Source organism: Paenarthrobacter sp. NPDC090522, assembly GCF_044769225.1.
GTDB lineage: Bacteria > Actinomycetota > Actinomycetes > Actinomycetales > Micrococcaceae > Arthrobacter.
Map to the genome: position 1 here is coordinate 262,358 of NZ_JBIVXL010000004.1, position 22,851 is coordinate 285,208.

Below are 22,851 nucleotides of genomic sequence, written 5' to 3' on the forward strand. Positions count from 1 at the left end.
CGGCGCCTGTGTATCCGTGGCTACTGCCGGAACCGCTGTTCCAAACACACCCCCGGCCAGCAAAAGAACGCTTGCGCAGATTGAAAGCCCGCGGCGGGCATGGCCACTTTTTGACCCTGTGGAACCCATACTGCTACCCCATAAAAACTTGGGCGGAACGCCCGGCTGCTGCCTCCCCACCGGACACAGTCAGGCAAGTATGTTCGACGGCGGCGCCTACCTGTTAATCGACGCGGCCATTGGTGCAACATCGTTATTTTCCGAAAGCTCTTGCGGCGTGTTGAACATGTGTTTAGTCTTTGAAACATGCGTTCAACCGCAGAGGATTTGACCACCCGGGCACGTATCCGGGACGCCGCCATCGGCTTGTTCGGCCGGGACGGCTTTGCCCGCGCCACCGTCCGGTCCGTCGCAGCGGAGGCGGGAGTGAGCCCCGGCCTGGTGATCCACCATTTCGGCAGCAAAGCCGGCCTTCGCGACGTCTGCGACCAGCACGTCCTGGCCCAAACAGCCAGCCAGGGACGCGAGAAGGCCGACCCCGGGACCACCCGGCTCCTCATCCAGGACTACCTGAACAACCCGCACGAGTACGCCGACGAGATCGCCTACATCCGCCAATCCCTGGGCGACGAGTCGGACGCTGGAGATGCCTTCTTCGACGGGGTGGTCAGCCAAACGGAGGACATCATCCACACTGGCATCAAAGCCGGCACCATCCGCGCCTTCGAGGACGTCCGCGCCACGGCCGTGGTCATCGCGTCCAACAGCCTGTCCATGCTCATGCTGGGCCGGCATGTTTCCCGGGCGCTCGGCACGCCGGTCTCCGAGCCACACGGCATTGGCCCCGAGCTCCTGCGGCACCTGACCCTTCCCGCCCTGGACATCTACACCCACGGTTTCTACACAGACTCGCGGTTCCTCGAATCGGCCCGCGAAGCCCTCCACCACCAACCAAGCACCACCGAAGGGAGCATGCCCCGTGACCCAGGCAATCGTCGTCGAGGGGTTGCGTAAGAAGTTCGGCCACCGCGAAGTCCTGCACGGACTGGACTTCGCCGTGGACGCCGGCACAGTGTTCGGCGTGATCGGACCGAATGGCGCGGGCAAGACCACCACCATGCGCTGCCTGCTGGACATCATCCGTCCGAGCTCAGGAAGCATCTCCGTCCTGGGCCAGGATCCACGCCGGGGCGGAACCGCGTTGCGCCGCCGGATCGGGTACCTTCCGGGCGAACTGCACTTGGAGAACCGGACCACCGGCCGACGCGTCGTGGAACACTTCGAGGCCATCAGCGGCCCCGTGGACCGCGCCGACGTCAAGGCGCTCGCGGACCGTTTGGACCTCGACCTGGACCGGCAAACCCGGAAGCTTTCCAAGGGCAACAAGCAGAAGCTGGGGCTGCTCCAAGCCTTCATGCACAGGCCCGAACTCCTGGTGCTGGACGAGCCCACCAGTGGCCTGGACCCACTGGTCCAGCAGGAATTCCACGCCATGGTCCGCGAGGCCGTGGACAACGGCGCCACCGTTTTCCTCAGCTCCCACGTCCTGAGCGAAGTCCAGCAGGCCGCGGACGCTGTCGCGATCCTGCGCGACGGCGGCATCGTCACCATTTCCACCGTGGAAGCCCTGCGGAACGCGGCCGTGCGGCAGGTGAAGTTCAACGTCACGGGAACGGAAACGCACGACGTCGGCGCGCTGCTGGCCCGGGTGCCGGGCGTCGCCAACGTGGCGCTGCGGGAAGTTTCCCCCGACGGCGCCTCCCGCCCTGCCGTGGAGGCCACTGCCACCCTGTCCGGCCAGGTCCAACCGCTGGTGCACGAGTTGGCCCGGCTGGAACTCACTGACCTGGTGTTGGAGGAACCGGACCTCGAAGAAGCCGTGCTCACGCTCTACACGGGCCACTACGAGGGCAACGGCCACCATTCACCCGGTACTTCGGCTGTCACCGGCCAAGCCGCCGCACCCAAGGAAGAAGCCCATCATGCCTAGGATCCTGCCCCTTTTCACCAAGGCACTGACGGATTCCTGGCGCTCCACCATCGCATGGGGGCTGGGACTGACAGGCGCCATCTTGCTCTACCTGCCTCTCTACCCGTCCATCGGGGGCAGCTCGCAGATGCAGCAGATGATCGATGCCTTGCCACAGGGGATGACCAAGGCCCTGAACTACGACCAAATCGCCACGGGAACCGGCTACACCCAGGCCACGCTGTTCGGGCTGATCGGCTTCCTGCTCATGTCCCTGGCATCCGTGGGCTGGGGTGCCGCAGCCGTGGGCGGCGACGAGGAATCCGGGCTGCTGGAGCTCACGTTGGCCCACAGCGTCACGCGCATCCAGGTGGTCCTGGAACGGGCCCTGGCACTGGTGGTCCGCGTCGCCGCGCTGGCGCTGCTCGTCTTCGTCCTGGTGCTGGTACTGAACGGACCAGCGCAACTGGGTATCGACGTCGGGCACCTCGCCGGAGCCGTGGTGCTGTTCGCCGGGCTGGCACTGCTCAGCGGAACCGCTGCCTTGTGCCTTGGGGCGCTGACCGGCAGGAAGGTCTACGGGATCGCCGCCGGCGCGGCAGTGGCTGTCTTGGGGTACGTTTTCAACGCAGTGGGCAGGCAGAGCCCGAACATGGAGTGGTTGCTGAACCTCTCGCCCTACCACTGGGCCTACGGCAATTCGCCGGTGACGAACGGCGCCGATTGGGGAGCCGCGGTTGGCCTGCTGGGCATTTCGGCGGCGCTCATTGCCGTGGGCGCTGTGGCCCTGCAGCGGCGCGACGTGGGCGTCTAGCTGTTGCCTCGAGTGTGCTCCCGCGCCTCGGCCGCGCCCCAGGTATGCGGGGCCGGACGACGGGCGCCTGGGAGGGCATTGTGTTCGCGCCATTCGTGGATCCATTCCGGAAGTTCCAGATCCGCGGGCGGAGCGCCGAACTCCGCGATAATGTCCTCCTGGCTCACCGGCTTTCCCTTGGCAACCAGGCGCGTGGCGATATGGGCCCGCGCATAGATTTCGCCGTCCACCACCATGCGCTGTTCAAAATAAATGGCTTTGGCGTCCAGGCCGATGATCCTGGTCTCCACCGTGTAGCGCTGCCATAGCTGAAGCGATTTCCGGAAGGCGATGGTCTCCCCCGCGGCCACCGGGCTCCAGCCGCGCTTGCGCATCCTGCGCCAAATGCCGCTGCGCACCATGAGGTCGAAACGGCCCAGGTCCATGAGCGAGAAGTACATGCCGTTATTGACGTGCATCGCGATGTCGATGTCAGTAGGCAGGACGCGCAAGGGCAGGGACGAGGTATCCCAGACAGCGAGCGGTGAACGCTTGGCGGAGGTAAAGAGCAGCATGATCGTGCGGAGAAGCAGGTGCATGCCTTTCATGTTACCCATGAGTAACATGTGCCGGAAAGAGGTATCCATCTGGCGGACCGCACCCGCCAGTCAAGGTGGGTTTATGTCCAACGTTTGCACAAACGTTTACCGCAGGTTCACGAAAACCGTGCACAATATCTGGAACTCATGAACACGTACAACAAACGGGGGGCTCCCTTGAGCACACTGCAAACCACCACGGCCGGCGGGGACGTCTGGCCCGAGCTCGCCATCCGCCAGGAAGTGGTCCTGGCGGACGCCCGAGGGAACCGCATCGAAGGAACCATCGACGGCATGACCGATGACCGCAGCACCCTGTGGGTCCAGCTCAAGGGCGGTCTGGGCCGCCAATTGGTCCACCACCTGGACGGCTACTGGCTCGAAACCCCGGCGGCGTAGTTGCCACGGCCGTGCAGGGCCACACCGTGACTAGTATTCCGGTATGACGCAAGCGCGATACCGGGACCTCGTCGAGTGGCCCCTCATGATCACGGCCCTGATCTTCCTGGGTGCCTACGCCTGGCAGGTCATTGGGCGCGTCGATGGCGCCGCGGCCCAGCCCTTCGAAGTGATCCTCTGGATCACGTGGGGCATCTTCGCCCTGGACTACATCGCCAACCTTTGGCTCGCCGACGACCGCAAGCGATGGTTCTTCTGGAACCTGCACGAGCTCCTCATCGTGGTGCTCCCCTTCTTCCGGCCCCTCCGGCTCCTTCGGCTCGTCACCTTGCTCTCGGTGCTGCACCGCACCGTGGGAGAAACCCTGCGCGGACGCATCGCCACCTACGTGGCCGGCTCAGCCGCAATGCTGGTGCTGGTGGGTGCGCTCGCCGTCCTGGACGTTGAACAGGGCGCCCCCGACGCGAAAATCGTGACGTTCGGCGACGCCTTATGGTGGGCCATCACCACCATTACCACCGTGGGCTACGGCGATCTCTACCCCGTAACACCCATGGGCCGCGTGGTGGCTGCCGCATTGATGATGAGTGGCATTGCCGTCCTGGGTATTGTCACCGCTTCCATTGCCTCGTGGCTGGTGCAGCGCATCGAGGAAAACGCTGAAGGCGTGGCAGCCGCCGTCGAAGACAAGACCCTGGCCGCTGAGGCGCCTGTGCGTGCCGAGATTGCGGTCCTGCTGACCGAGATCACGGCCCTGCGCCAGGAGATCGCCGAGCTGCGGGAGTTAAACGAGGAGCGCCGATAGGTCCGGGGTTGCTTGCACACGCCCGGGCTCGTCAGCACGGGCCGCCCGGGCCGCGATTGACAAGCGCCGCCAGGGACTGACAGGCATACGACGGCGGCCTGGCGGGCCGCAGATCGGCGGGGAGTCGGCGTCGGCCCGTACCGCTACGACCCCCTTTGGAGTCTCCGCTCCCGCGACACGCCCCTGGGCTGCGGCTAGTCGCCCGGCATGGCGGTCAAAGTAGGTCGTGGCGGTACACGCCTGCCGCGCTGGAGTGGGCCGGGCGACACAGCCGGGGAGGTTCCAAGGACGCTTGGCGAAGATGACCGCGTGGGCAAACAAAAAATCCCCGGAACCAGTGGTTCCGGGGATTTCCCGTTTGGGTGGCAGATGAGGGATTCGAACCCCCGTAGGCAGTGCCAGCTGATTTACAGTCAGCCCCCTTTGGCCGCTCGGGTAATCTGCCGAACTTCAAAAGAAGATCACTTCCGGAAGACCATTTCTTTCGATCCGGTAACCGAAGGCAGAGACAACCTTACAGAACTTCCGGCCAAGAATCTAATCGAGTCCCGAGGTGCGGAATTCGCCCGTATTTTCAGGCTTCACCAAGGATCCGGCCGGCCAGTTTGGCCTCGAACTTCGCAGCCTGTTCGGCGGTGATTTGGTTGAGCTCCACGGCCCTCTGCAGGTCCGCGTGGACGCCATCCATCCGTGCCGCAGCATTCGGGACCGGGCTCAGCACGATCGACGCTGCCACGGCGGCCGCTGCCACTGCGCTTGCCGCGGCTGCCGCCGCCGTTCCGATGGAACCGGCCGCAGCGCTTGCGGACTTACTGACGTAGTGGACGGCCTTGTTGCTCATGCTTACCTCCAGGGTGGCTTTTCCAACTGGTACAACTCTCAGGCAGCCGGCTCGGTTCCAACCATGCGTGTGCTGTGAGCGAACTGTGAAAGGGATCCCCAGCCACATCCACCTGCTTCCGTACTAGGCTTGATGGCAGACAAACAGGGCTTGATGGCAGAAAAACCGCCCTTACCGGGCCCCCAACCTAAGGAGAGTCATGGCAGGCGAATCAACATTCGACGTCGTCAGCAAGGTGGACAAGCAAGAAGTCGCCAACGCGCTCAACCAGTCGCAAAAGGAAATCGCACAGCGCTACGACTTCAAGGGCGTCGGCGCGGAGATTGACTTCAGCGGCGAGAAGATCCTCATGAAGGCCAACTCCGAAGACCGTGTGCTTGCGGTACTGGACGTCTTCCAGTCCAAGCTCATCAAGCGTGGCATCTCCCTGAAGTCCCTGGAGCAGGGCGAACCCTTCCCTTCGGGCAAGGAATTCCGCCTGGAGTGCACCATCAAGGAAGGCATCGCACAGGACATCGCCAAGAAGATCAACAAGATCATCCGCGACGAAGCGCCCAAGTCCGTCAAGTCCCAGATCCAGGGCGACGAACTCCGCGTCACCTCCAAGTCCCGCGATGACCTGCAGGAGACCATGGCGATCCTCAAGAAGTTCGAGGAAGCCGACCTGCAGTTCGTGAACTTCCGCAGCTAAAGGGCATTCTGCCGCGTAATCACTGGGCGCTTGTTCCAGTAGTCCGCACAGAGTCCGCAGAATCTCCGAGGACCGCAGCGATCAGCCTTGACCCTGCGGTCCTCGTTTCATTATGGCAATAGCCTGACTGCAGATCGACCGCGAAAAGAACCCACCCGCGATGCCACATTGCCGCTGTGAGTGACTGGCCAAATGGTCCCAATAGTGTGACCATTGTCTGCGGTCAGAGTTGAGGACATAGAAGCTGCAGCCCGCAATTCTCCGAAGAACGTGAACTTCGCCGACTTGGCAGAAGAGGCAGACGATGATGGCGACAACTGAAATACCGAAGGTGGCGCACTACCGCTACACAGTCTCCTGGTCCCCTGAGGACCAGGAGTATGTCGCTCAAGTTACTGAGTTCCCGTCGCTCTCCTGGCTGTCTGCCGACAAGGACGAGGCTCTGCACGGGCTGGAAAAGTTGGTCAACGAAGTAGTACAGGACATGATCAGCGAAGGTGAGCAAGTACCGCTCCCCTTGGCTGAGCGCGAGTTCAGTGGAAATCTCAGGGTGCGCGTTTCTCCCGCAAAGCACCGCCAATTGGTCATTCTCGCCCAGGAACAAGGGGTCTCGCTGAACCGCTACCTCGTTGAACGCCTCGCCGGATAGCGCCCACCCTGCATCAGCGAACAACGCCCGTCCGGGCACCGCGAAAGCCGGGGTCCGCTCTGACCACAGAGCCGGACCCCGGCTTTTTTGCGCCCATAAGTCCATCGATCGCCGTAATGGAGGCAACTATTTAGCGCACAAAGGTTTTGCGTAATGCAGTCTCGCCAGTATCCTTCTTGCTTAGGCGAGCCTAAGTAAGGCTCCCTGAACGAAAGACACCCTGATGACCGCCAACTTCCTGATCGGCCTGCGCGAAGGCCTCGAAGCATCACTCGTGGTGGTGCTTCTCATGGCCTACCTCATCAAGACGGACAGGAAGGCGCTGATCCCCCGGCTCTGGGCCGGCGTGGGATTGGCCGTTGCGGTCTCCCTGGGGTTCGGTGCCCTCCTGACGTTCGGCCCCCGCGGCCTCACCTTTGAAGCCCAGGAAGCGATCGGTGGTGGACTGTCCATCGTCGCCGTCGGCCTGGTGACGTGGATGGTTTTCTGGATGGCCCGGACCGCGCGCACGCTGGGAGGCGAACTCCGCTCGCATGTGGACAAAGCCGCCGACGGGGCCGCGTGGGGCCTGGTGCTCGTGGCAGCGCTGGCCGTTGGCCGTGAAGGCCTGGAAACAGCACTCTTCATTTGGGCCGCTGCCCAGGCAACCGGCGAAAGCACACTTCCCCTGCTCGGCGCCCTCCTGGGCCTGTTGACCGCGGCCGGCCTGGGATACCTGCTGCACCGCGGCGTCCTGAAAGTGAACCTCGGCAAATTCTTCACCTGGACCGGCGTGGGCCTGATCATCATCGCCGGAGGCGTGCTTGCCTACGGCATCCACGATCTCCAAGAGGCTGGCATCCTGCCAGGACTCCACAACCTCGCCTTCGACGTCTCAGCCGCGATCCCGCCGTCGTCCTGGTACGGCACCTTGCTGAAGGGCACGCTCAACTTCTCCCCCGCCACCACGTGGCTTGAAGCGGCAGCCTGGCTGCTCTACGTCATTCCGGTGCTCTTCCTGTACATCAGGGCCAACCGGGCTGCACCTCCCAAGGCAAAGAACTCCCCGTCCTCTTCAACTGTCACGGCCCACCCGTAGCCCGCGTGGCACTTTCCTCCGAATCCAAGGATCCCTCAATGTCTGGAACTTTCCGGCGCTCCGCGTCGTCCTCCGCTTTCCGCAAGACCCTCGCCGTGATCGGTGCCGCAGCAGCTGTACCCCTGGTTCTGAGCGGTTGCACGGACAACACCAAGACCTCCTCGAATGCCACGGATGGCCCCATCCAGGTCAGCAGCACGGCCAGCGAATGCAAGGTGTCCTCGGCAACGGCGCCAAGCGGCAACCTGACGTTCCAGGTCAAGAACGACGGCAACGAAGTCACCGAGTTCTACCTGCTGGCCGAGGACGGCCTGCGGATCATTGGCGAAGTGGAGAACATCGGCCCGGGGATCTCCCGCAACCTGGTGGTCACCGCACCGGCCGGCAAGTACAACACCGCTTGCAAGCCCGGCATGCAGGGCGATGGCATCCGTGCCTCGTTCGAGGTCACCGAGTCCGGAAACAAGCCCAGTGTGGACGCCGACTTCCAGAAGCTCCTGGACACGGGAACCCAGCAGTACGCCGCCTACGTGAAGGACCAGACCGAACAGTTGGTCACGGGCACCAAGGCCTTCGCCGACGCCTTCGCTGCCGGGGATGCGGCCAAGGCCCGCGAACTCTACGCCTCCACCCGCATGCACTGGGAGCGGATCGAACCCGTGGCTGAGTCCTTCGGCGACCTCGACCCCAAGCTTGACGCCCGTGAAGCGGACCTTGAGCCCGGCCAGGAATGGACCGGCTGGCACAAGGCAGAGAAGGACCTGTTCCCGCCGGCGGGCTACACCGCCATGACCGAGGCCGAGCGCAGCGCGATCGCCAAGCAGCTCGTCGCCGACACCGAGGACCTGGGACAGCGCACCCGCACTGTGGAACTCACCGCCGACAAGCTGGGCAACGGGGCCAAGGAACTCCTGGACGAAGTCGCCACCGGCAAGGTTACGGGTGAGGAAGAAATCTGGTCCCACACGGACCTCTGGGACTTCCAGGCCAACGTGGACGGCGCTCGGATCGCGTTCGAGAGCCTGAAGCCTGCCCTGGAGCAGAAGGACGCCGAGCTCGCCAAGTCCTTGGACGAGAAGTTCGCTGCCCTGCAGACCGAGCTCAAGAAGCACGCCAAGGGTGATGGCTTTGCCTACTACAACGAGCTCAGCCAGGAGCAGGTGCAGCAACTCGCTGCCCTGGTCGATTCCCTCGGCGAACCGCTGTCCAAGCTCACCTCAGCCGTAGTCCTGTGACCGGCTGCCCCTTCGGGCACACCGATGGTGATCACCGCCCGGACCAACTGAATGCCGCCACCGGCTCCGGTGAGGGCGCCGCCGTCGTGCCTTCTGCCGGGGAGGCAAACCACGGAACGTCCGACGGCGGTGCTGCCGCCGGCGGTGGTGCCTCGCGGTTGTCCCGGCGCGGGCTGCTCTCGCTCGCCGGCGTAGGCGGCGCCGGTGCCGTGGCGGGGCTGGCCGCAGGCTTCCTGGGCCACGACGCCGTGACAGCGGGGAGCGCGAGCGCTGCCACGCCCGCCGCGGATTCGGTGGTCCCGTTCTTCGGTGAGCACCAGGCCGGAATCAGCACGCCGGCGCAGGATCGCCTGCATATGGCCGCCTTTGATGTGACCACCGAGGACCGTAAGGAACTGGTCAAACTCCTGAAGGACTGGACCGCAGCCGCCGAGGCGATGACCGCGGGCAGGGCAACGGGCGCCACGGGTGCTGTCGATGGTCCTTACGACGCGCCACCCGAAGACACCGGGGAAGCCCTGGACCTGGAAGCTTCCCAGCTGACGCTCACGTTTGGCTTCGGTGCCGGGTTGTTCGAAAAGAACGGCAAGGCACGCTTCGGTTTGGATGGCCGCCGGCCCGGGGCTTTGATCGACCTCCCCCACTTCCCGGGCGACGATCTTCAGCCCGGCCGGACCGGCGGGGACCTGGTGGTCCAGGCCTGCGCCGACGATCCCCAGGTGGCTGTGCACGCAATCCGCAACCTGGCCAGGATCGGCTTCGGCAAGGTCCGTGTCCGGTGGTCGCAGCTCGGCTTCGGCCGGACGTCGTCCACGTCAAGGGCCCAGGTGACGCCGCGCAATCTCTTCGGCTTCAAGGATGGCACCAACAACCTGAAGGTTGAGGACCAATCGCTGTTGAACGAGCACGTGTGGGTGCCATCCGGCGATAGCCCGGAGGAGAACTGGATGACGGGCGGAAGCTACCTCGTGGCACGCCGCATCCAGATGCACATCGAGATCTGGGACCGCACCTCCTTGCGGGAGCAGGAGGGCCTGATTGGCCGGACCAAGGGCGTGGGTGCGCCGTTGTCCGGCGGCGACGAGTTCACGGCCCCGGACTTCAAGATCGCCGGGCGCGACGGCGATCCGCTGATCCCGCTGGATTCCCACGTTCGGCTCGCCCACCCGGAGCAGAACGGTGGGGTCCGGATGCTGCGCCGCGGCTACAACTTCACCGACGGCTCGGACGGACTGGGCCACCTGGATGCGGGCTTGTTCTTCATCGCCTTCGTGAAGGACCCCAGGACACACTACGTGCCCATGCAGTTGGCGCTGGCCAAGGGCGACACCCTGTCCGTCGAGTACCTGAAGCACACCGGATCGGGGCTCTTCGCGGTACCGCCGGGTGTACAGCAAGGCGGATACATCGGCGAAGGGCTGTTCGCCTAGCTGCCCGTTGCTGGCCCGCTGTCCCGTTGCCGCCCAGCAACAGAACAGCGGGCTTCAGGCATTTTCGGCACTTCGTGCCGCGCTTTTAGGAGAGCGGGCGCCCGGCCATCTGTTCGAGCCTGCGGATGCGGTCCGCCATGGGCGGGTGGGTAGCGAACATCCGCCGCATTCCGCCTCCCCGGAAGGGGTTGGCGATCATCAGGTGCGAGGCATTGACCAGGCGCTGGTCCTGCGGCAGGGGCACCTGGGTCACTCCGGATTCGATCTTGCGCAGGGCAGAGGCGAGGGCCAACGGATCTCCGGTCAGCTCGGCCCCGTCCTCGTCGGCGTCGTACTCGCGGGTCCGGGAAATGGCCATCTGGATCAATGAAGCTGCGAAGGGCGCCAGCAAGGCCATGGCGATCATCGCAATCGGGTTGGCGTTCCGCCGGTCCCCTCCCCCGAAGAACAGCAGCATCTGGCCGACAGAAGTAATGACACCGGCAACGGCCGCTGCGACCGAGGAGGTCAGGATGTCCCGGTTGTAGACGTGCATGAGTTCATGGCCCAGCACGCCCCTGAGTTCGCGCGCATCCAGCAGGTGCAGGATTCCCTCCGTACAGCACACGGCCGCGTTCTTGGGGTTGCGGCCCGTGGCGAAGGCGTTCGGGGTCATGGTGGGCGAGAGGTAGATCCGCGGCATGGGCTTGTTGGCCCGGACGGAGAGTTCCCGCACGATCTGGTAGAGCTGGGGTGCCTGCGCTTCGCTGACGGGGTAGGCAGCCATGGACCGGATGGCGATCTTGTCGCTGTTCCAGTAGCCGTAGGCCGTGGTGGCGACGCCGATCAGCGCCATGATGACGATGGGCGCGGAACTGCGGGTGCCGGCGCCGATGATGGCCCCCAAACCCAACAGCACAGCCCACAGCACACCGAACAGCGCGGCGGTTTTGAGTCCATTGTTGTGTTTGTGCACGGTGTTCTTTCGCTTTCGTTGGCCCTTTTGCTGGAGTTCTGTCTGGATTAACGTCGACGCCGGCCAGCATGTTCCGGCATTCGGCGCCGACGCCTACGGCAACGGATGCTTCGCATCGTAGGCCACGAAGCCCGGCTGTACGCGCGACGCCAGCCATGCCAGGACCATGCAGAGCACCCCGCCGATCAGCAGCACGCCACCTTCGCTCAGGAACTGGGTGACACCGCCGGCCAACAGATCCCCCACTCGGGGACCGCCGGCCACCACCACGATGAACACGCCTTGCAACCGTCCCCGCATGTGGTCCGGGGTGGCCGACTGCAGGATGGTGGTGCGGAACACGGCGCTGACTGAGTCCGAGATTCCTGCGAGCGCGCAACAAGCTGCAGCAGGGATGAGCCATAACGTCACGCCATTCCGCCCGGAATCCCCCGCCATGAGCACCACTGCGCCGAATGCGGCTATGGAGGCGCCCCAACCCACCACGGCGAAAACCACGGCGCTGCCTTGGCGGCGTACGCGGCCGAGGGGACCGGAAAACAGGCCAGCGAGGAAGGCACCTACAGCCGTGGAGGCAAGAAGCACACCCACGGTGGTCTCACCCCCGCCGATCATTACCGCCCCGATCGCCGGCATGAGGGCGCGGGGCTGGGCGCAGATCATGGCGATGAGGTCGATGATGAAGGTCATGCGGACGTTCGGCCGGGTGCCCAGGAACCTGAAGCCCTCAACCACCGAACGGAGGCCTGGCCGCACGGCGTCCTTGGAGGGCGGGAGCGGCGGAAGCTTGAGAAGGCCCCACAACGCGAACGTGAAGCTGACGACGTCGATGGTGTAGGTCCAACCGAAGCCGATGGTCGCCACCAGGACGCCCGCCAGCAACGGCCCCGCCGTCATGGACAAGCCGAAGGTCAGCATGTTCAGGGCATTGGCGGCCGGCAGCAGGTCCTTGCGCACCAGGAGCGGGATGATGGCACTGCGCGCGGGACCGTTGATGCCCTGCGCTCCGCTCTGCACGGCAACCAAGGCGTAGAGCAGCCAGATGTTGCCAACCTCGAACCAAGCCTGGAGCGCCAATCCTGCGGTGGTAACCCAGAGGACCAGGGAGGCCACCAACGCCACCTTTCGGCGGTCATAGGCATCCGACACCGATCCGCCGTAGAGCCCGGCAATGACCAAAGGAACCAAGGCGAAAATGCCCAGGAGCCCCACGTACAGGCTCTCCTGGGTGAGTCGGTAAACCTCCAGGCTGACGGCCACCAGCGTCAGCTGCGTGCCCACGGCAGCTACCGATGCCCCCAACCAGAGCCTCCGGAAGGCCGGGCTTTCTTTGAGGGGAGTGATATCTGCCAGGAGTCTTGCCACCCAGCAACCCTACCCAGTGCCCGGCGTGGGCAGGACTCCCGGCGTAACCACACCCTTGGTAGGCTCACCCGGGGAAGGAAGGAGGGGTACGTATGGCGTTGTCACGTCAATTGCTGTTCCGTTCCGCCATCTGGGAAATAGCCCGGCCCCGCCACCCGCTGACGGCGGGACACCTTGTGGTCCGGTTGTCCGATCCTTCCACCGAATTCGGCGAGGCCTCCGCTGCCGACTGGCTGCTGTGCCATAACCTCGCCCGGGCCGCTTTGCAGGATGTCCTGGGTGTCGTCCGGTGCGCCGTCATGTTCGCGCACCGCTGGCATCCGCTCGGCTCGGCCCTGGGTGAGCCGGTCGCGGAATCCTCCACCCCCACGTTCCACCTTTTCGGCCGTTGGGCTTCTGAAACCACGACGCCGGGACGCCAGCTTGCGCTGCCTGCCCACCGGCGGCTGGCCGAACCAGAGGAAACCCTGGAAAGGGTGGACTCGGAACTTCGGGAGTCGCTTCGTTTCTTTGCGGAGGGCCCCTTCCTGCCGGAACAACCTTCGGCTGTCCACCACCCACGCACCCAACCGCCGCCGGGGGTGCCGTTCGCACCTGGCCCAGGCGCCGGCGTCGTGCGTGCCCGGACGCTGGTGCCCCTGGTGGCGGCGGTGGATGCCTCCCGGCACCATAGCGTCATTGAACCTGCCAGTGGAGCCGCCTCCATAGCCGGGCTGCTTCCCGGCGAACTGGTGGCCATGGCCGCGTCGCTTGGTGCACTGCCCCTGACGAGCGGCCTGAGCGGCTTCAGTTGTGTAGCCGTGGAAGGCGAACGCGCCGGTTCTGCCGTGCGGATCCATGCCGTGGGCAGATCCGGGGCCGAAGACGGGAGTCCGCTGTTGGATGTGTTCCGTTTACCGGAAGTTAGTCTCGCCTTATTGTGAACTCATCAAAATAAGTGTTTCAATGAATGCATGACCGATCACACGACCGACCAGCAAGCATGGGCCGCAGCCCTGCATGCCCATGGACGGCGCGTGACCAAACAGCGGCTGGCAGTGTTGGCTGCGGTCCAGCATCATCCGCACTCTCCGGCAGAGGGCATCCTTGCCGCTGCACGCGAAGAGCTTCCTGAACTGACGGCGCAGTCCGTTTACGTGGTGCTCAGCGACCTCACGGATTTGCAGATGCTGCGACGCTTCGAACCCCCGCACTCACCCGCGCTGTACGAAACGCGGGTAGGCGACAACCACCACCACGCCGTGTGCATCAGTTGCGGCCGGGTGGAGGACGTGGATTGCGCGGTGGGACACGCACCGTGCCTCACGCCGCACTGGGACGAGAACTCCAAGCCAATGACCATCCAGATCGCAGACGTCCTTTACCAGGGAATCTGCCAGGACTGCCAAGCCAAACAACAGCTTCCCAAACAACCAGCAACCCAGAAATAGGAGAAACATGACTGCCATTTCGACCACACAGTCAGGTGCCCCCGTTACGTCGGACGCGCACTCCAAGTCCGTCGGCGCCGACGGTGCCATCATCCTCACCGACCACTACCTGGTGGAAAAGCTCGCACAGTTCAACCGCGAGCGGGTTCCGGAGCGTGTTGTGCACGCCAAGGGTGGCGGCGCTTTCGGTACCTTCAAGACCACCTCTGACGTCTCCAAGTACACCAAGGCCGCTTTCCTGCAGCCGGGTGCCGAGACGGACATGCTGATCCGCTTCTCCTCCGTGGCCGGCGAGAACGGCTCTCCCGACACGTGGCGCGACCCCCGCGGTTTCGCCGTGAAGTTCTACACCACCGAGGGCAACTACGACCTCGTGGGCAACAACACCCCGGTGTTCTTCATCCGCGATGGCATCAAGTTCCCGGACTTCATCCACTCCCAGAAGCGCCTCCCGGGTACCCACCTGCGTGACGCTGACATGCAGTGGGACTTCTGGACCCTCTCCCCCGAGTCCGCACACCAGGTCACCTGGCTCATGGGCGACCGTGGCCTCCCGGCTTCCTGGCGTGAAATGCAGGGCTACGGCTCGCACACCTACCAGTGGATCAACGCCGAGGGCGAGCGCTTCTGGGTCAAGTACCACTTCAAGTCCAACCAGGGCGTCAACTCCATCACCGGCGAGCAGGCTGAAGCCCTGGCCGGTTCGGATGCAGACTTCTACATCCGCGACCTCCACGAGAACATCGAGGCCGGCAACTTCCCGTCCTGGGAACTGCACGTCCAGGTCATGCCTTACGAGGACGCCAAGACCTACCGCTTCAACCCGTTCGATCTCACCAAGGTGTGGCCGCACGCTGACTACCCGCTGATCCACGTGGGCACCATGGAGCTGAACAAGAACCCGGAGAACTACTTCGCGCAGATCGAGCAGGCCACCTTCGCGCCGTCGAACTTCGTGCCGGGTATCGCTGCTTCCCCGGACAAGATGCTGCAGGCCCGCATCTTCTCCTACGCTGACGCACACCGCTACCGCGTTGGCACCAACCACGCCCAGATCCCCGTGAACCAGCCCAAGAGCCCGGTCCACAACTACAGCCAGGATGGCCAGGGACGTTACCTGTTCAACTCCCCGTCCACCCCGGTCTACGCTCCGAACACCGTTGGTGGCCCGGCTGCTGTTGAGCCGGCTTCCCCGGCCGGTGGCTGGGAGAACGACGGCGAGCTCACCCTCTCCGCACACTCCCTGCACGCTGAGGACAGCGACTTCGGCCAGGCCGGTGCGCTGTACCGCGAGGTCTACGACGAGGCTGCCAAGGCACGCTTCCTCGACACCATCACCGGTGCTGTTGGCGGCGTGAAGAGCGCCGACATCAAGGAACGCGCCATCCAGTACTGGACCAACGTTGATGCCGAACTCGGCGCCAAGCTGCGCGCCAACCTCGGCGCCGGCGAAGGTGCCTCCGACGCAGAAGCAGCCAACAAGCTCTAAGCGTCAGCCTTAACGGGAACACCCCGCTGCGGATTCTTCTCCGCGGCGGGGTGTTTTTCTTTTCCACATAGGCTTTTCCCGCTATGGCTTCGCCCGGTAGCGCATCCCTAGGATCCTTGCATGAGCACATTTGAAGGAATCCCCTCTGCCGCTTTCCGCTTCTACGAGGAATTGGAAGGGAACAACAACCGCGAGTGGTGGCTGGAGCACAAAAAGACGTACGACGCCGAGGTGAGAGAGCCGCTTTCGGCTCTCCTCTCGGGGCTGGAACCGGAGTTCGGGCCGGCTAAGATTTTCCGGCCCAACAGGGACATCCGGTTTTCCCAGGACAAGTCGCCGTACAAGACGGCCCAAGGTGCCTTCGCCGAAAGCAAGGAAGGCGTGGGCTTCTACGTCCAGATCAGCGCCGACGGACTCCTGATCGGCGGCGGCTACCACTCACATACCCCTGCGCAGTTGGCCCGGTTCCGCGCCGCCGTGGATGCCCCGGGCAGCGGCGAAGAACTCCGGAAGATCGTTGACGCAGTGGCCGCTGCGGGCTTTGCCATCGAAGGCGAAAAGCTCAAGACCGTGCCCCGCGGGTTCGACAAAGACCATCCACGGGCCGAACTCCTGAAGCATAAGTCACTCTCAGCAGGCGTGGAGGTGGGTGAGCCGGAGTGGCTCTCCACCGCAGCGGCCCGCCAGGAGATCGCCGCCCGCTGGGAAACCCTCCGGCCATTGGTGGACTGGGTCAGCGAACATGCCGTACCCTAGCCCACGGGAGAGTCCACAGCCTCCTTGGCCGCGGCGAACTTCTCGTTCAACCGTGAGTGGCGCTGGCCGTAGGCGAAGTAGATGACCATGCCAACAACCAGCCAGATGCCGAAGAAGATCCAGGTCTGCACAGCCAGGTTGGTCATCAGGTAGAGGCAGAGGATCGCGGAGATCCACGGCACTACCTTGCCGAAGGGCACACGGAAGGCAGGCTTGAGGTCAGGGCGCTTCTTGCGAAGCACCAGGATGCCCAGGCTCACCATGACGAACGCGGACAACGTGCCGATGTTGATCATTTCCTCGAGCAGGTCAACGGCGGTAAGCCCGGCAACCAGGGCCACCGCCGCACCACAAATGATCTGCAGCCGGGCAGGCGTGGCGCGCTTCTCGCTGGTCTTGGACAGGGCACGGGGCAGGAGACCGTCCCGACTCATGGCGAGGACCACGCGCGCCAGGCCCATGAGGAGCACCATGATCACGGTGGTCAGGCCCACCAGTGAACCGAAGGCAATGACCTTGGCGGCATCGTTGTTACCCACGGCCTCGAAGGCCGTAGTCAGCGTCGGGGCTTTCTCGGCCGCGAGCTGCGTGTAGGAGACCATGCCGGTCAAGGCCAGGGAGACCAGGATGTAGAGGAGCGTCACCAGGGCCAGGCCGCCGAAGATGCCGCGCGGAAGGGTCTTCTGCGGGTTCTTCACTTCTTCAGCGGAGGTAGCAACGACGTCGAAGCCGATGAAAGCGAAGAACACCAGTGCTGCGCCCGCGAAAATGCCGAGGGTTCCGTATTGCGCCGGTACGGCACCGGTCAGGAATCCGAAGAAGGACTGCTTCATGACGTCGTCCACGCCACTGCCCGCGGTGGGCTGCGAGGCAGGAACGAACGGGGTGTAGTTGGAGAACTTCGCGTAGGTGAAGCCGACGACGATCACGAACAGGACCACGCCGATCTTGATCAGCGTGAAGATGTTGCCGACGCGGGCGGACAACTTTGTCCCCAGCACCAGCAGCACCGTGAAGATGGCGACAATGAGGAAGGCGCCCCAGTAGAGGTCCACGCCTCCGATGTTGATGGCGGGAGGCATGTCCACTCCCATGAGGCCAAAGACCTTGCTGAGGTAGATGCCCCAGTACTTGGCGATCACGGCCGCAGCGGTGAAAAGTTCAAGGATAAGGTTCCAGCCGATGATCCACGCGAGCACCTCGCCCATGGTGGCGTAGGTGAAGACGTAGGCGGAGCCTGCCACGGGGATCGCCGTGGCGAATTCCGCGTAGCACATGATGGCCAAGGCGCAGGTGACAGCCGCAACCACGAAGGAAATGGTGACCGCCGGGCCTGCGAAGTTTGCCGCTGCCTTGGCGCCCACGGAGAAGATACCGGCGCCGACGGCGACGGCGACGCCCATGATCATCAGGTCCCAGGTGCTCAGGCTTCGCTTGAGCTTGCGACCGGGCTCATCGGCGTCGGCGATCGACTGCTCGATTGATTTGGTCCTGAAAATGTTCATAAATATGCCACATTCTGGATGGGGGTGGTATAGGACTCATCAAGGATAGTGTCCGGCCAATGGACGGCCATATTTGTCCCAAATAATGAGACAACAAATGGACTAGTGGGGCTGATGGTGCTGCTGTGACTTCCGCTAATGCCCCCGCCACATCATGCGAAAGGCCCCATTCAGGCGGAAATTCGCCGTCATGGGGCCTTCCAGGTACTCAGGCTTGGACGTTCAGGAATGCTTGCTGTCAGACACCTGGCACGTCCCAGTCCATGATGGTGGAGCGGATCAGGAACCGTTTCCCTTCGGGTGCCTCCACGGAGAAGCCGCTCCCCCGGCCTTGGACAACATCCACTGTCAGGTGCGTGTGGGACCAGTAGGCGAACTGTTCCCTGGACATCCAGAACTCAAGGGGCTTGGCCCCAATGGAGTCTCCGTCATCGCCGAGATCGAACCTGCCCAGCAGGACGTCGGAGTCTCCCGTCAGGAAGTCACCGGCCGGATAGCACATGGGCGCAGACCCGTCGCAGCAGCCACCGGACTGGTGGAACATCAAGGGTCCGTGTTGCTCCCAGAGCTTGCGCAGCATTTCCACTGCGGCCGGGGTCAGTGCCACCCGGGAGAAGCCCTCCCCCGGCAGTGTCACCGAAGCTTCCAGGATGTCCGGGGTTGCGGTCATCAGAACTTCAAGACCACTCGGCCGTCGATCTTGGCGTGCTTCATCTCGTCGAAGACGGCATTCACTTCAGAGAGTTCGCGGGTGGAGACCGTTGGCTTGATCTTCCCCTGCGCGTAGAACTCGAGCGCTTCCTCCAGGTCCTGCCGGGTGCCTACGATCGAACCCCGGACGGTGAGGCCCTTCAAGACGATGTCGAAGATCGGCGCCGGGAAGTCTCCGGGAGGCAGTCCGTTGAAGACGATCGTTCCGCCGCGTCTGGCCATGCCGATCGCCTGGCCGAAGGCGGAGGGATGGACAGCGGTGACCAGGACTCCGTGGCAACCGCCGGTTTCCCGCTGGATGACCTCGGCTGGATCCTCGTGCAGGGCATTGACCGTCAGTTCAGCGCCGTGTTCCCGGGCGAGTGCCAGCTTGTCATCCGCAATGTCCACGGCCGCCACCCGCAGGCCCATGGCCACGGCATACTGGACGGCTATGTGGCCCAGTCCACCGATTCCGGAGATGGTGACCCATTGGCCGGGCTTGGCTTCGGTCATCTTCAGGCCCTTGTAGACGGTGACTCCGGCGCAGAGCACGGGAGCAACTTCCACGGGGTCCGAGCCTTCCGGGATGCGCGCGGCGAAACGGGTGTCCACCAGCATGTACTCCCCGAACGAGCCATCGATGCTGTAGCCGCCGTTCTTCTGCGACTCGCACAGCGTCTCCCAGCCTGTGCGGCAGTACTGGCAGTCGCCGCAAGCGGACCAGAGCCAGGCGTTGCCTACGAGGTCTCCTACGGCAACGTCCGTGACGCCTTCGCCCAGTTCCACCACTTCGCCCACACCCTCATGGCCGGGAACGAAGGGTGGCGTCGGCTTGACCGGCCAGTCGCCTTCGGCGGCGTGCAGGTCGGTATGACAGACCCCCGACGTCAGGAGGCGGACCAGCGCCTGGCCGGGACCCGGCGTCGGACGTTCCACTTCCATGACCTTCAGGTCGGTTCCAAATTCGGTAACTACTGCTGCTTGCATGGTCGTCGACATTGACGATCTCCCTCTTTCAGATGAACAACAGGATGTGTTGTGCACGGCGGCCGCCACAGGGACCAGCTGACGGACGGCTGCCGTGCACAAGCTCTTTAGAAGAAGCCGAGTTTGTTCTCGTTGTAGCTGACCAGCAGGTTCTTGGTCTGCTGGTAGTGGTCCAGCATCATGGCGTGGTTCTCACGGCCGATGCCTGATGACTTGTACCCGCCGAAGGCAGCTCCTGCGGGGTACGCGTGGTAGTTGTTGACCCAGACGCGTCCGGCTTGGATTTCGCGGCCCGCCCGGTAGGCGACGTTGCCGTTGCGGGACCAGACGCCGGCGCCGAGGCCGTAGAGGGTGTCGTTGGCGATGCCGATGGCGTCGTTGTAGTCGCTGAAGCGCGTCACCGAGACCACGGGGCCGAAGATTTCCTCCTGGAAGATCCGCATCCGGTTGTGGCCTTCGAAGATGGTGGGCTGGACGTAGTAGCCGCCGGCCAGGTCGCCTGGAAGCTCGGCCCGGGCACCGCCGGTGAGGACCTTTGCGCCTTCCTGCTTTCCGATGTCGATGTAGGAGAGGATCTTCTCGAGCTGGTCGTTGGAGGCCTGCGCGCCGATCTGGGTCTCGGTGTCCAGCGGGTTGCCCTGGATGATCTTGTTGGTCCGGGCGACGACGTCGGCCATGAAGGAGTCGTAGATGCCTTCCTGGACCAGAGCACGGGACGGGCAGGTGCACACTTCACCCTGGTTGAACGCGAAAAGCGTGAAGCCTTCCTGGGCCTTGTCGTAGAAGGCATCGTTCTGGGATGCGACGTCGTCGAAGAAGATGTTGGGGCTCTTGCCGCCCAGCTCCAGCGTGACGGGGATGAGGTTGTTGGAAGCGTACTGGCTGATCAGGCGACCCGTGGTGGTTTCACCGGTGAAGGCAATCTTCCTGATGCGCGGGCTGGAAGCGAGCGGCTTGCCCGCCTCGACGCCGAAACCGTTGACCACGTTCACGACACCGGCGGGCAGCAGGTCACCAATGAGTTCCATGAGGACCAGGATCGACGTGGGCGTCTGCTCTGCCGGCTTCAGGACCACTGCGTTGCCTGCGGCCAGCGCCGGGGCGAGCTTCCACACGGCCATAAGAATGGGGAAGTTCCAAGGGATGATCTGCCCCACCACGCCGAGCGGCTCGTGGAAGTGGTAGGCCGTGGTGTCATCGTCGAGCTGGGACAGGTGGCCTTCCTGGGCGCGGATCGCGGAGGCGAAGTAGCGGAAGTGGTCGGCGGCCAAAGGGATGTCGGCGTTGAGGGTCTCGCGGACGGGCTTTCCGTTGTCCCACGTTTCGGCGACGGCCAGGAGCTCCACGTTCTCGTCGATCCGGTCGGCGATCTTGTTGAGGATGGCTGCGCGTTCAGTGGCTGAGGTTTTGCCCCACGACGGCGCCACCTTGTGCGCGGCATCCAGGGCCAATTCGATGTCTTCGGCCGTGCCGCGGGCAACTTCGCAGAAGGCCTTGCCAGTGACAGGAGTGATGTTTTCGAAGTAGCCGCCCTTGACCGGGGCTACCCATTCCCCGCCGATCCAGTTCTCGTAACGGTCCTTGAAGGTGACCTTCGATCCCTCTGCACCTGGCTGTGCATAAACAGTCATTGCTAGCTCCTTTGCTGCGAATCACGGTGGCTGTCGCCATTGATCCGAGCCTAGGAGCGGGAAGGTTGCAGCTACGTTGCAACCCTGTGAGGCGAGTCACTCAGACGGCCAACTCGTCCTCCAGCCGCTCAAGATCGGCCACGATCGCAGCCCGCTTGGGCGAGCGCGGCGGCAGGAGCTTCAGGATCGCAAGGCGGAGTTCGACGTCGAACCTTGCCTCGGGCAGTTCGGCGTACTTGAGCAGCGAATCGGCGCTGCCGTCGCTCAGCAGCGCCTCGCGCAGCAGGTGCGAGACCCGTTCGCGCAACTGCACGACGCCGGGCGCCTCCGATCGTGGGAGGACGGCACCTTTGTAGATCTCCAAGGCAATCCGGTGGGCTCCGCGCTGCAAGCAGGTGAGGACCTGGCCTGAGTCGGGCAAGAGCTCCACAGGCAAGCGGTAGGGCCGGGATTCAGGGACCGCTTCCGGGCTGAGTTCGTGGATGACCTTGCGCAGCCGGACCATCTCGGCCCGGAGCGTCACGGCTGAACCTTCCCCGGGGTACAGCTGGGTGCATAGGTCATCTGCGCTCAGGCCTGCGGGGTGGTTGCCGAGGATCGCGAGGATTTCGCTGTGCCGTGCGGACAGCGTCGCCGTCCTGCCGTCGATGCTGAGCAACGCCTGGTCGCGGCCCAGGAGTTGGAGGCTGTTGCGGTACAGCGACTGCTTGTGAGGTTTGTCCCCGGAACCGGCGCTTGCGGCGGAAGGTGAGCTCCGGCGTCGTGGTTTTGCGTTTGCTGTCGCAGCGAGTTGCAGGCGTTCGATCCGTAACTGTGCCTGGGCCGCCGCCACGGTGGCTTCCACCAGCGAAACCGTGTGTGGGGCCACGGCTGTCTCCGTGCCCGTGATGTCGACGACACCCAGAAGGGCCCCGGAATCGGGATCGTGGAACGGAACGGCCGTGCAGCTCCACGGATGGACCGAACGTTTGAAGTGTTCAGCGCCGGAGATCTGGATGCTGCGGTCCAAGGCGAGCGCGGTACCGGGTGCGCTGGTCCCCACGGAGGCCTCGGACCAATCCGACCCGGCAACGAACATCATGCCTTCAGCCCTGCGTTGCATCACGGGGTCGCCATCAACCCAGAGGAGGCGGCCGACGTCGTCCCCCACGGCCACCAGCAGGCCGCTGTCATGGCTGGGCTGGATCAGGAGCTTACGGATCACCGGCATGATGGTGGCGAGCGGATGCCGCGCGCGGTAGTCCTCAAGTTCGTCAAGGTCCATGGCGAGCGGCGCTTCGGCCACGTCCGGGTTGGCTTGCAGGATGGCCGAACGTTGCCAGGACTCGCGCACCAGGCTGCGGAGGCCGGCCAGGTCCGCCGGATCCCCGGACTCCAGGTGCTCGTGGCCCGTAAGGGCACGCCGCTGCAGCAGCTTGGCGGCTTCGCTACCCGGAAGCGGCGGGTGGACTGGGCTCTTCATCGAACTCCCTGGCTGCGGTACATGCCGCGGTAACGGGGCGGCGTTCACGGCGGGCGGTACGGGCCAGTCTAGTTCGGCACCCGGGCTTT

23 protein-coding genes and 1 tRNA gene are annotated in these 22,851 nt (G+C 64.1%); 14 read left to right on the forward strand and 10 right to left on the reverse strand.

The annotated features are described in order from the left end of the window. Positions 1 to 306: 306 nt before the first annotated feature. From ACIQT2_RS06860 to ACIQT2_RS06870, 3 genes are read left to right on the forward strand one after another with little or no spacing between them, the layout of a single operon-like run. Complete coding sequence (locus tag ACIQT2_RS06860; RefSeq protein WP_402944813.1) at positions 307 to 1,014, forward strand: TetR family transcriptional regulator; 708 nt, start codon at positions 307 to 309, stop codon at positions 1,012 to 1,014. Next, positions 980 to 1,990: an ABC transporter ATP-binding protein gene (locus tag ACIQT2_RS06865; protein WP_402944815.1), complete on the forward strand. Its 1,011-nt coding sequence runs from the start codon at positions 980 to 982 to the stop codon at positions 1,988 to 1,990. Before ACIQT2_RS06860 ends, ACIQT2_RS06865 begins: the two co-directional genes overlap by 35 nt. After that, the gene (locus ACIQT2_RS06870; protein WP_400328899.1) at positions 1,983 to 2,783 is read left to right on the forward strand and encodes an ABC transporter permease subunit; all 801 of its coding nucleotides are present in this window, start codon (positions 1,983 to 1,985) and stop codon (positions 2,781 to 2,783) included. The genes ACIQT2_RS06865 and ACIQT2_RS06870 overlap by 8 nt, the downstream gene beginning before the upstream one ends. Here ACIQT2_RS06870 and ACIQT2_RS06875 read toward each other — a convergent pair. Beyond that, positions 2,780 to 3,361 (reverse strand): acyl-CoA thioesterase, encoded by a 582-nt coding sequence (locus ACIQT2_RS06875; RefSeq protein ID WP_402944817.1) that lies wholly within the window; start codon positions 3,359 to 3,361, stop codon positions 2,780 to 2,782. The genes ACIQT2_RS06870 and ACIQT2_RS06875 overlap by 4 nt on opposite strands. Positions 3,362 to 3,538: 177 nt before the next feature. Here ACIQT2_RS06875 and ACIQT2_RS06880 point away from each other — a divergent pair, with 177 nt between their 5' ends. After that, on the forward strand, positions 3,539 to 3,760 hold the full coding sequence (locus ACIQT2_RS06880) for a hypothetical protein (RefSeq protein WP_400328893.1): 222 nt from the start codon (positions 3,539 to 3,541) through the stop codon (positions 3,758 to 3,760). A gap of 43 nt (positions 3,761 to 3,803) precedes the next feature. After that, positions 3,804 to 4,565 (forward strand): potassium channel family protein, encoded by a 762-nt coding sequence (locus tag ACIQT2_RS06885; RefSeq protein WP_400328890.1) that lies wholly within the window; start codon positions 3,804 to 3,806, stop codon positions 4,563 to 4,565. A 363-nt stretch (positions 4,566 to 4,928) separates the two neighbouring features. Here ACIQT2_RS06885 and ACIQT2_RS06890 read toward each other — a convergent pair. After that, a tRNA-Tyr gene (locus ACIQT2_RS06890) sits at positions 4,929 to 5,010 on the reverse strand. A gap of 129 nt (positions 5,011 to 5,139) precedes the next feature. Next, positions 5,140 to 5,406, reverse strand: a complete 267-nt coding sequence (locus tag ACIQT2_RS06895; RefSeq protein WP_397324371.1) for a hypothetical protein — start codon at positions 5,404 to 5,406, stop codon at positions 5,140 to 5,142. 199 nt (positions 5,407 to 5,605) lie between these two features. On the opposite strand from ACIQT2_RS06895, the gene ACIQT2_RS06900 reads away from it, so the two are divergent. The 5 genes from ACIQT2_RS06900 (at position 5,606) to efeB (ending at position 10,489) form a co-directional block, all read left to right on the forward strand. Beyond that, a complete protein-coding gene (locus ACIQT2_RS06900) occupies positions 5,606 to 6,097 on the forward strand; it encodes a YajQ family cyclic di-GMP-binding protein (RefSeq protein WP_397324373.1) in 492 nt (163 codons plus the stop codon). 304 nt (positions 6,098 to 6,401) lie between these two features. Next, the gene (locus ACIQT2_RS06905) at positions 6,402 to 6,746 is read left to right on the forward strand and encodes a type II toxin-antitoxin system HicB family antitoxin (protein ID WP_400328883.1); all 345 of its coding nucleotides are present in this window, start codon (positions 6,402 to 6,404) and stop codon (positions 6,744 to 6,746) included. Positions 6,747 to 6,969: 223 nt separating this feature from the next. Next, the gene (gene efeU / locus ACIQT2_RS06910; protein WP_402944822.1) at positions 6,970 to 7,824 is read left to right on the forward strand and encodes an iron uptake transporter permease EfeU; all 855 of its coding nucleotides are present in this window, start codon (positions 6,970 to 6,972) and stop codon (positions 7,822 to 7,824) included. A 38-nt stretch (positions 7,825 to 7,862) separates the two neighbouring features. After that, complete coding sequence (gene efeO, locus ACIQT2_RS06915; protein ID WP_402944825.1) at positions 7,863 to 9,059, forward strand: iron uptake system protein EfeO; 1,197 nt, start codon at positions 7,863 to 7,865, stop codon at positions 9,057 to 9,059. Next, positions 9,056 to 10,489: an iron uptake transporter deferrochelatase/peroxidase subunit gene (gene efeB / locus ACIQT2_RS06920; RefSeq protein WP_402944828.1), complete on the forward strand. Its 1,434-nt coding sequence runs from the start codon at positions 9,056 to 9,058 to the stop codon at positions 10,487 to 10,489. Before efeO ends, efeB begins: the two co-directional genes overlap by 4 nt. Positions 10,490 to 10,574: 85 nt before the next feature. On the opposite strand, the gene htpX is transcribed toward efeB, so the two are convergent. Beyond that, positions 10,575 to 11,444 (reverse strand): zinc metalloprotease HtpX, encoded by an 870-nt coding sequence (gene htpX, locus ACIQT2_RS06925; protein WP_400328871.1) that lies wholly within the window; start codon positions 11,442 to 11,444, stop codon positions 10,575 to 10,577. 93 nt (positions 11,445 to 11,537) lie between these two features. Beyond that, complete coding sequence (locus ACIQT2_RS06930) at positions 11,538 to 12,809, reverse strand: MFS transporter (RefSeq protein ID WP_402944832.1); 1,272 nt, start codon at positions 12,807 to 12,809, stop codon at positions 11,538 to 11,540. Between the two features lie 92 nt (positions 12,810 to 12,901). Here ACIQT2_RS06930 and ACIQT2_RS06935 point away from each other — a divergent pair, with 92 nt between their 5' ends. The 4 genes from ACIQT2_RS06935 to ACIQT2_RS06950 all read left to right on the forward strand — a co-directional run bounded on the left by ACIQT2_RS06935 (position 12,902) and on the right by ACIQT2_RS06950 (position 16,484). Further along, complete coding sequence (locus ACIQT2_RS06935) at positions 12,902 to 13,732, forward strand: hypothetical protein (protein WP_402944835.1); 831 nt, start codon at positions 12,902 to 12,904, stop codon at positions 13,730 to 13,732. 30 nt (positions 13,733 to 13,762) lie between these two features. Then, a complete protein-coding gene (locus ACIQT2_RS06940; protein ID WP_400272665.1) occupies positions 13,763 to 14,239 on the forward strand; it encodes a Fur family transcriptional regulator in 477 nt (158 codons plus the stop codon). A gap of 7 nt (positions 14,240 to 14,246) precedes the next feature. Then, positions 14,247 to 15,728, forward strand: coding sequence for a catalase (locus ACIQT2_RS06945; RefSeq protein WP_402944837.1), 1,482 nt, complete (start codon positions 14,247 to 14,249; stop codon positions 15,726 to 15,728). 120 nt (positions 15,729 to 15,848) lie between these two features. Beyond that, the gene (locus ACIQT2_RS06950; RefSeq protein ID WP_402944839.1) at positions 15,849 to 16,484 is read left to right on the forward strand and encodes a DUF2461 domain-containing protein; all 636 of its coding nucleotides are present in this window, start codon (positions 15,849 to 15,851) and stop codon (positions 16,482 to 16,484) included. Here the strand turns inward: ACIQT2_RS06950 and ACIQT2_RS06955 are convergent. The 5 genes from ACIQT2_RS06955 to ACIQT2_RS06975 form a co-directional block, all read right to left on the reverse strand. Continuing rightward, complete coding sequence (locus tag ACIQT2_RS06955; RefSeq protein ID WP_402944841.1) at positions 16,481 to 17,989, reverse strand: amino acid permease; 1,509 nt, start codon at positions 17,987 to 17,989, stop codon at positions 16,481 to 16,483. The two genes, ACIQT2_RS06950 and ACIQT2_RS06955, sit on opposite strands and share 4 nt — an antisense overlap. Positions 17,990 to 18,227: 238 nt before the next feature. Then, a complete protein-coding gene (locus tag ACIQT2_RS06960; RefSeq protein WP_402944844.1) occupies positions 18,228 to 18,659 on the reverse strand; it encodes a DUF779 domain-containing protein in 432 nt (143 codons plus the stop codon). Then, positions 18,659 to 19,681: an alcohol dehydrogenase AdhP gene (gene adhP, locus ACIQT2_RS06965; RefSeq protein WP_400328852.1), complete on the reverse strand. Its 1,023-nt coding sequence runs from the start codon at positions 19,679 to 19,681 to the stop codon at positions 18,659 to 18,661. Before adhP ends, ACIQT2_RS06960 begins: the two co-directional genes overlap by 1 nt. A gap of 95 nt (positions 19,682 to 19,776) precedes the next feature. Then, on the reverse strand, positions 19,777 to 21,300 hold the full coding sequence (locus ACIQT2_RS06970; protein ID WP_402944847.1) for an aldehyde dehydrogenase family protein: 1,524 nt from the start codon (positions 21,298 to 21,300) through the stop codon (positions 19,777 to 19,779). 100 nt (positions 21,301 to 21,400) lie between these two features. Beyond that, positions 21,401 to 22,762, reverse strand: coding sequence for a GAF domain-containing protein (locus ACIQT2_RS06975; protein ID WP_402944850.1), 1,362 nt, complete (start codon positions 22,760 to 22,762; stop codon positions 21,401 to 21,403). Positions 22,763 to 22,851: the final 89 nt, after the last annotated feature.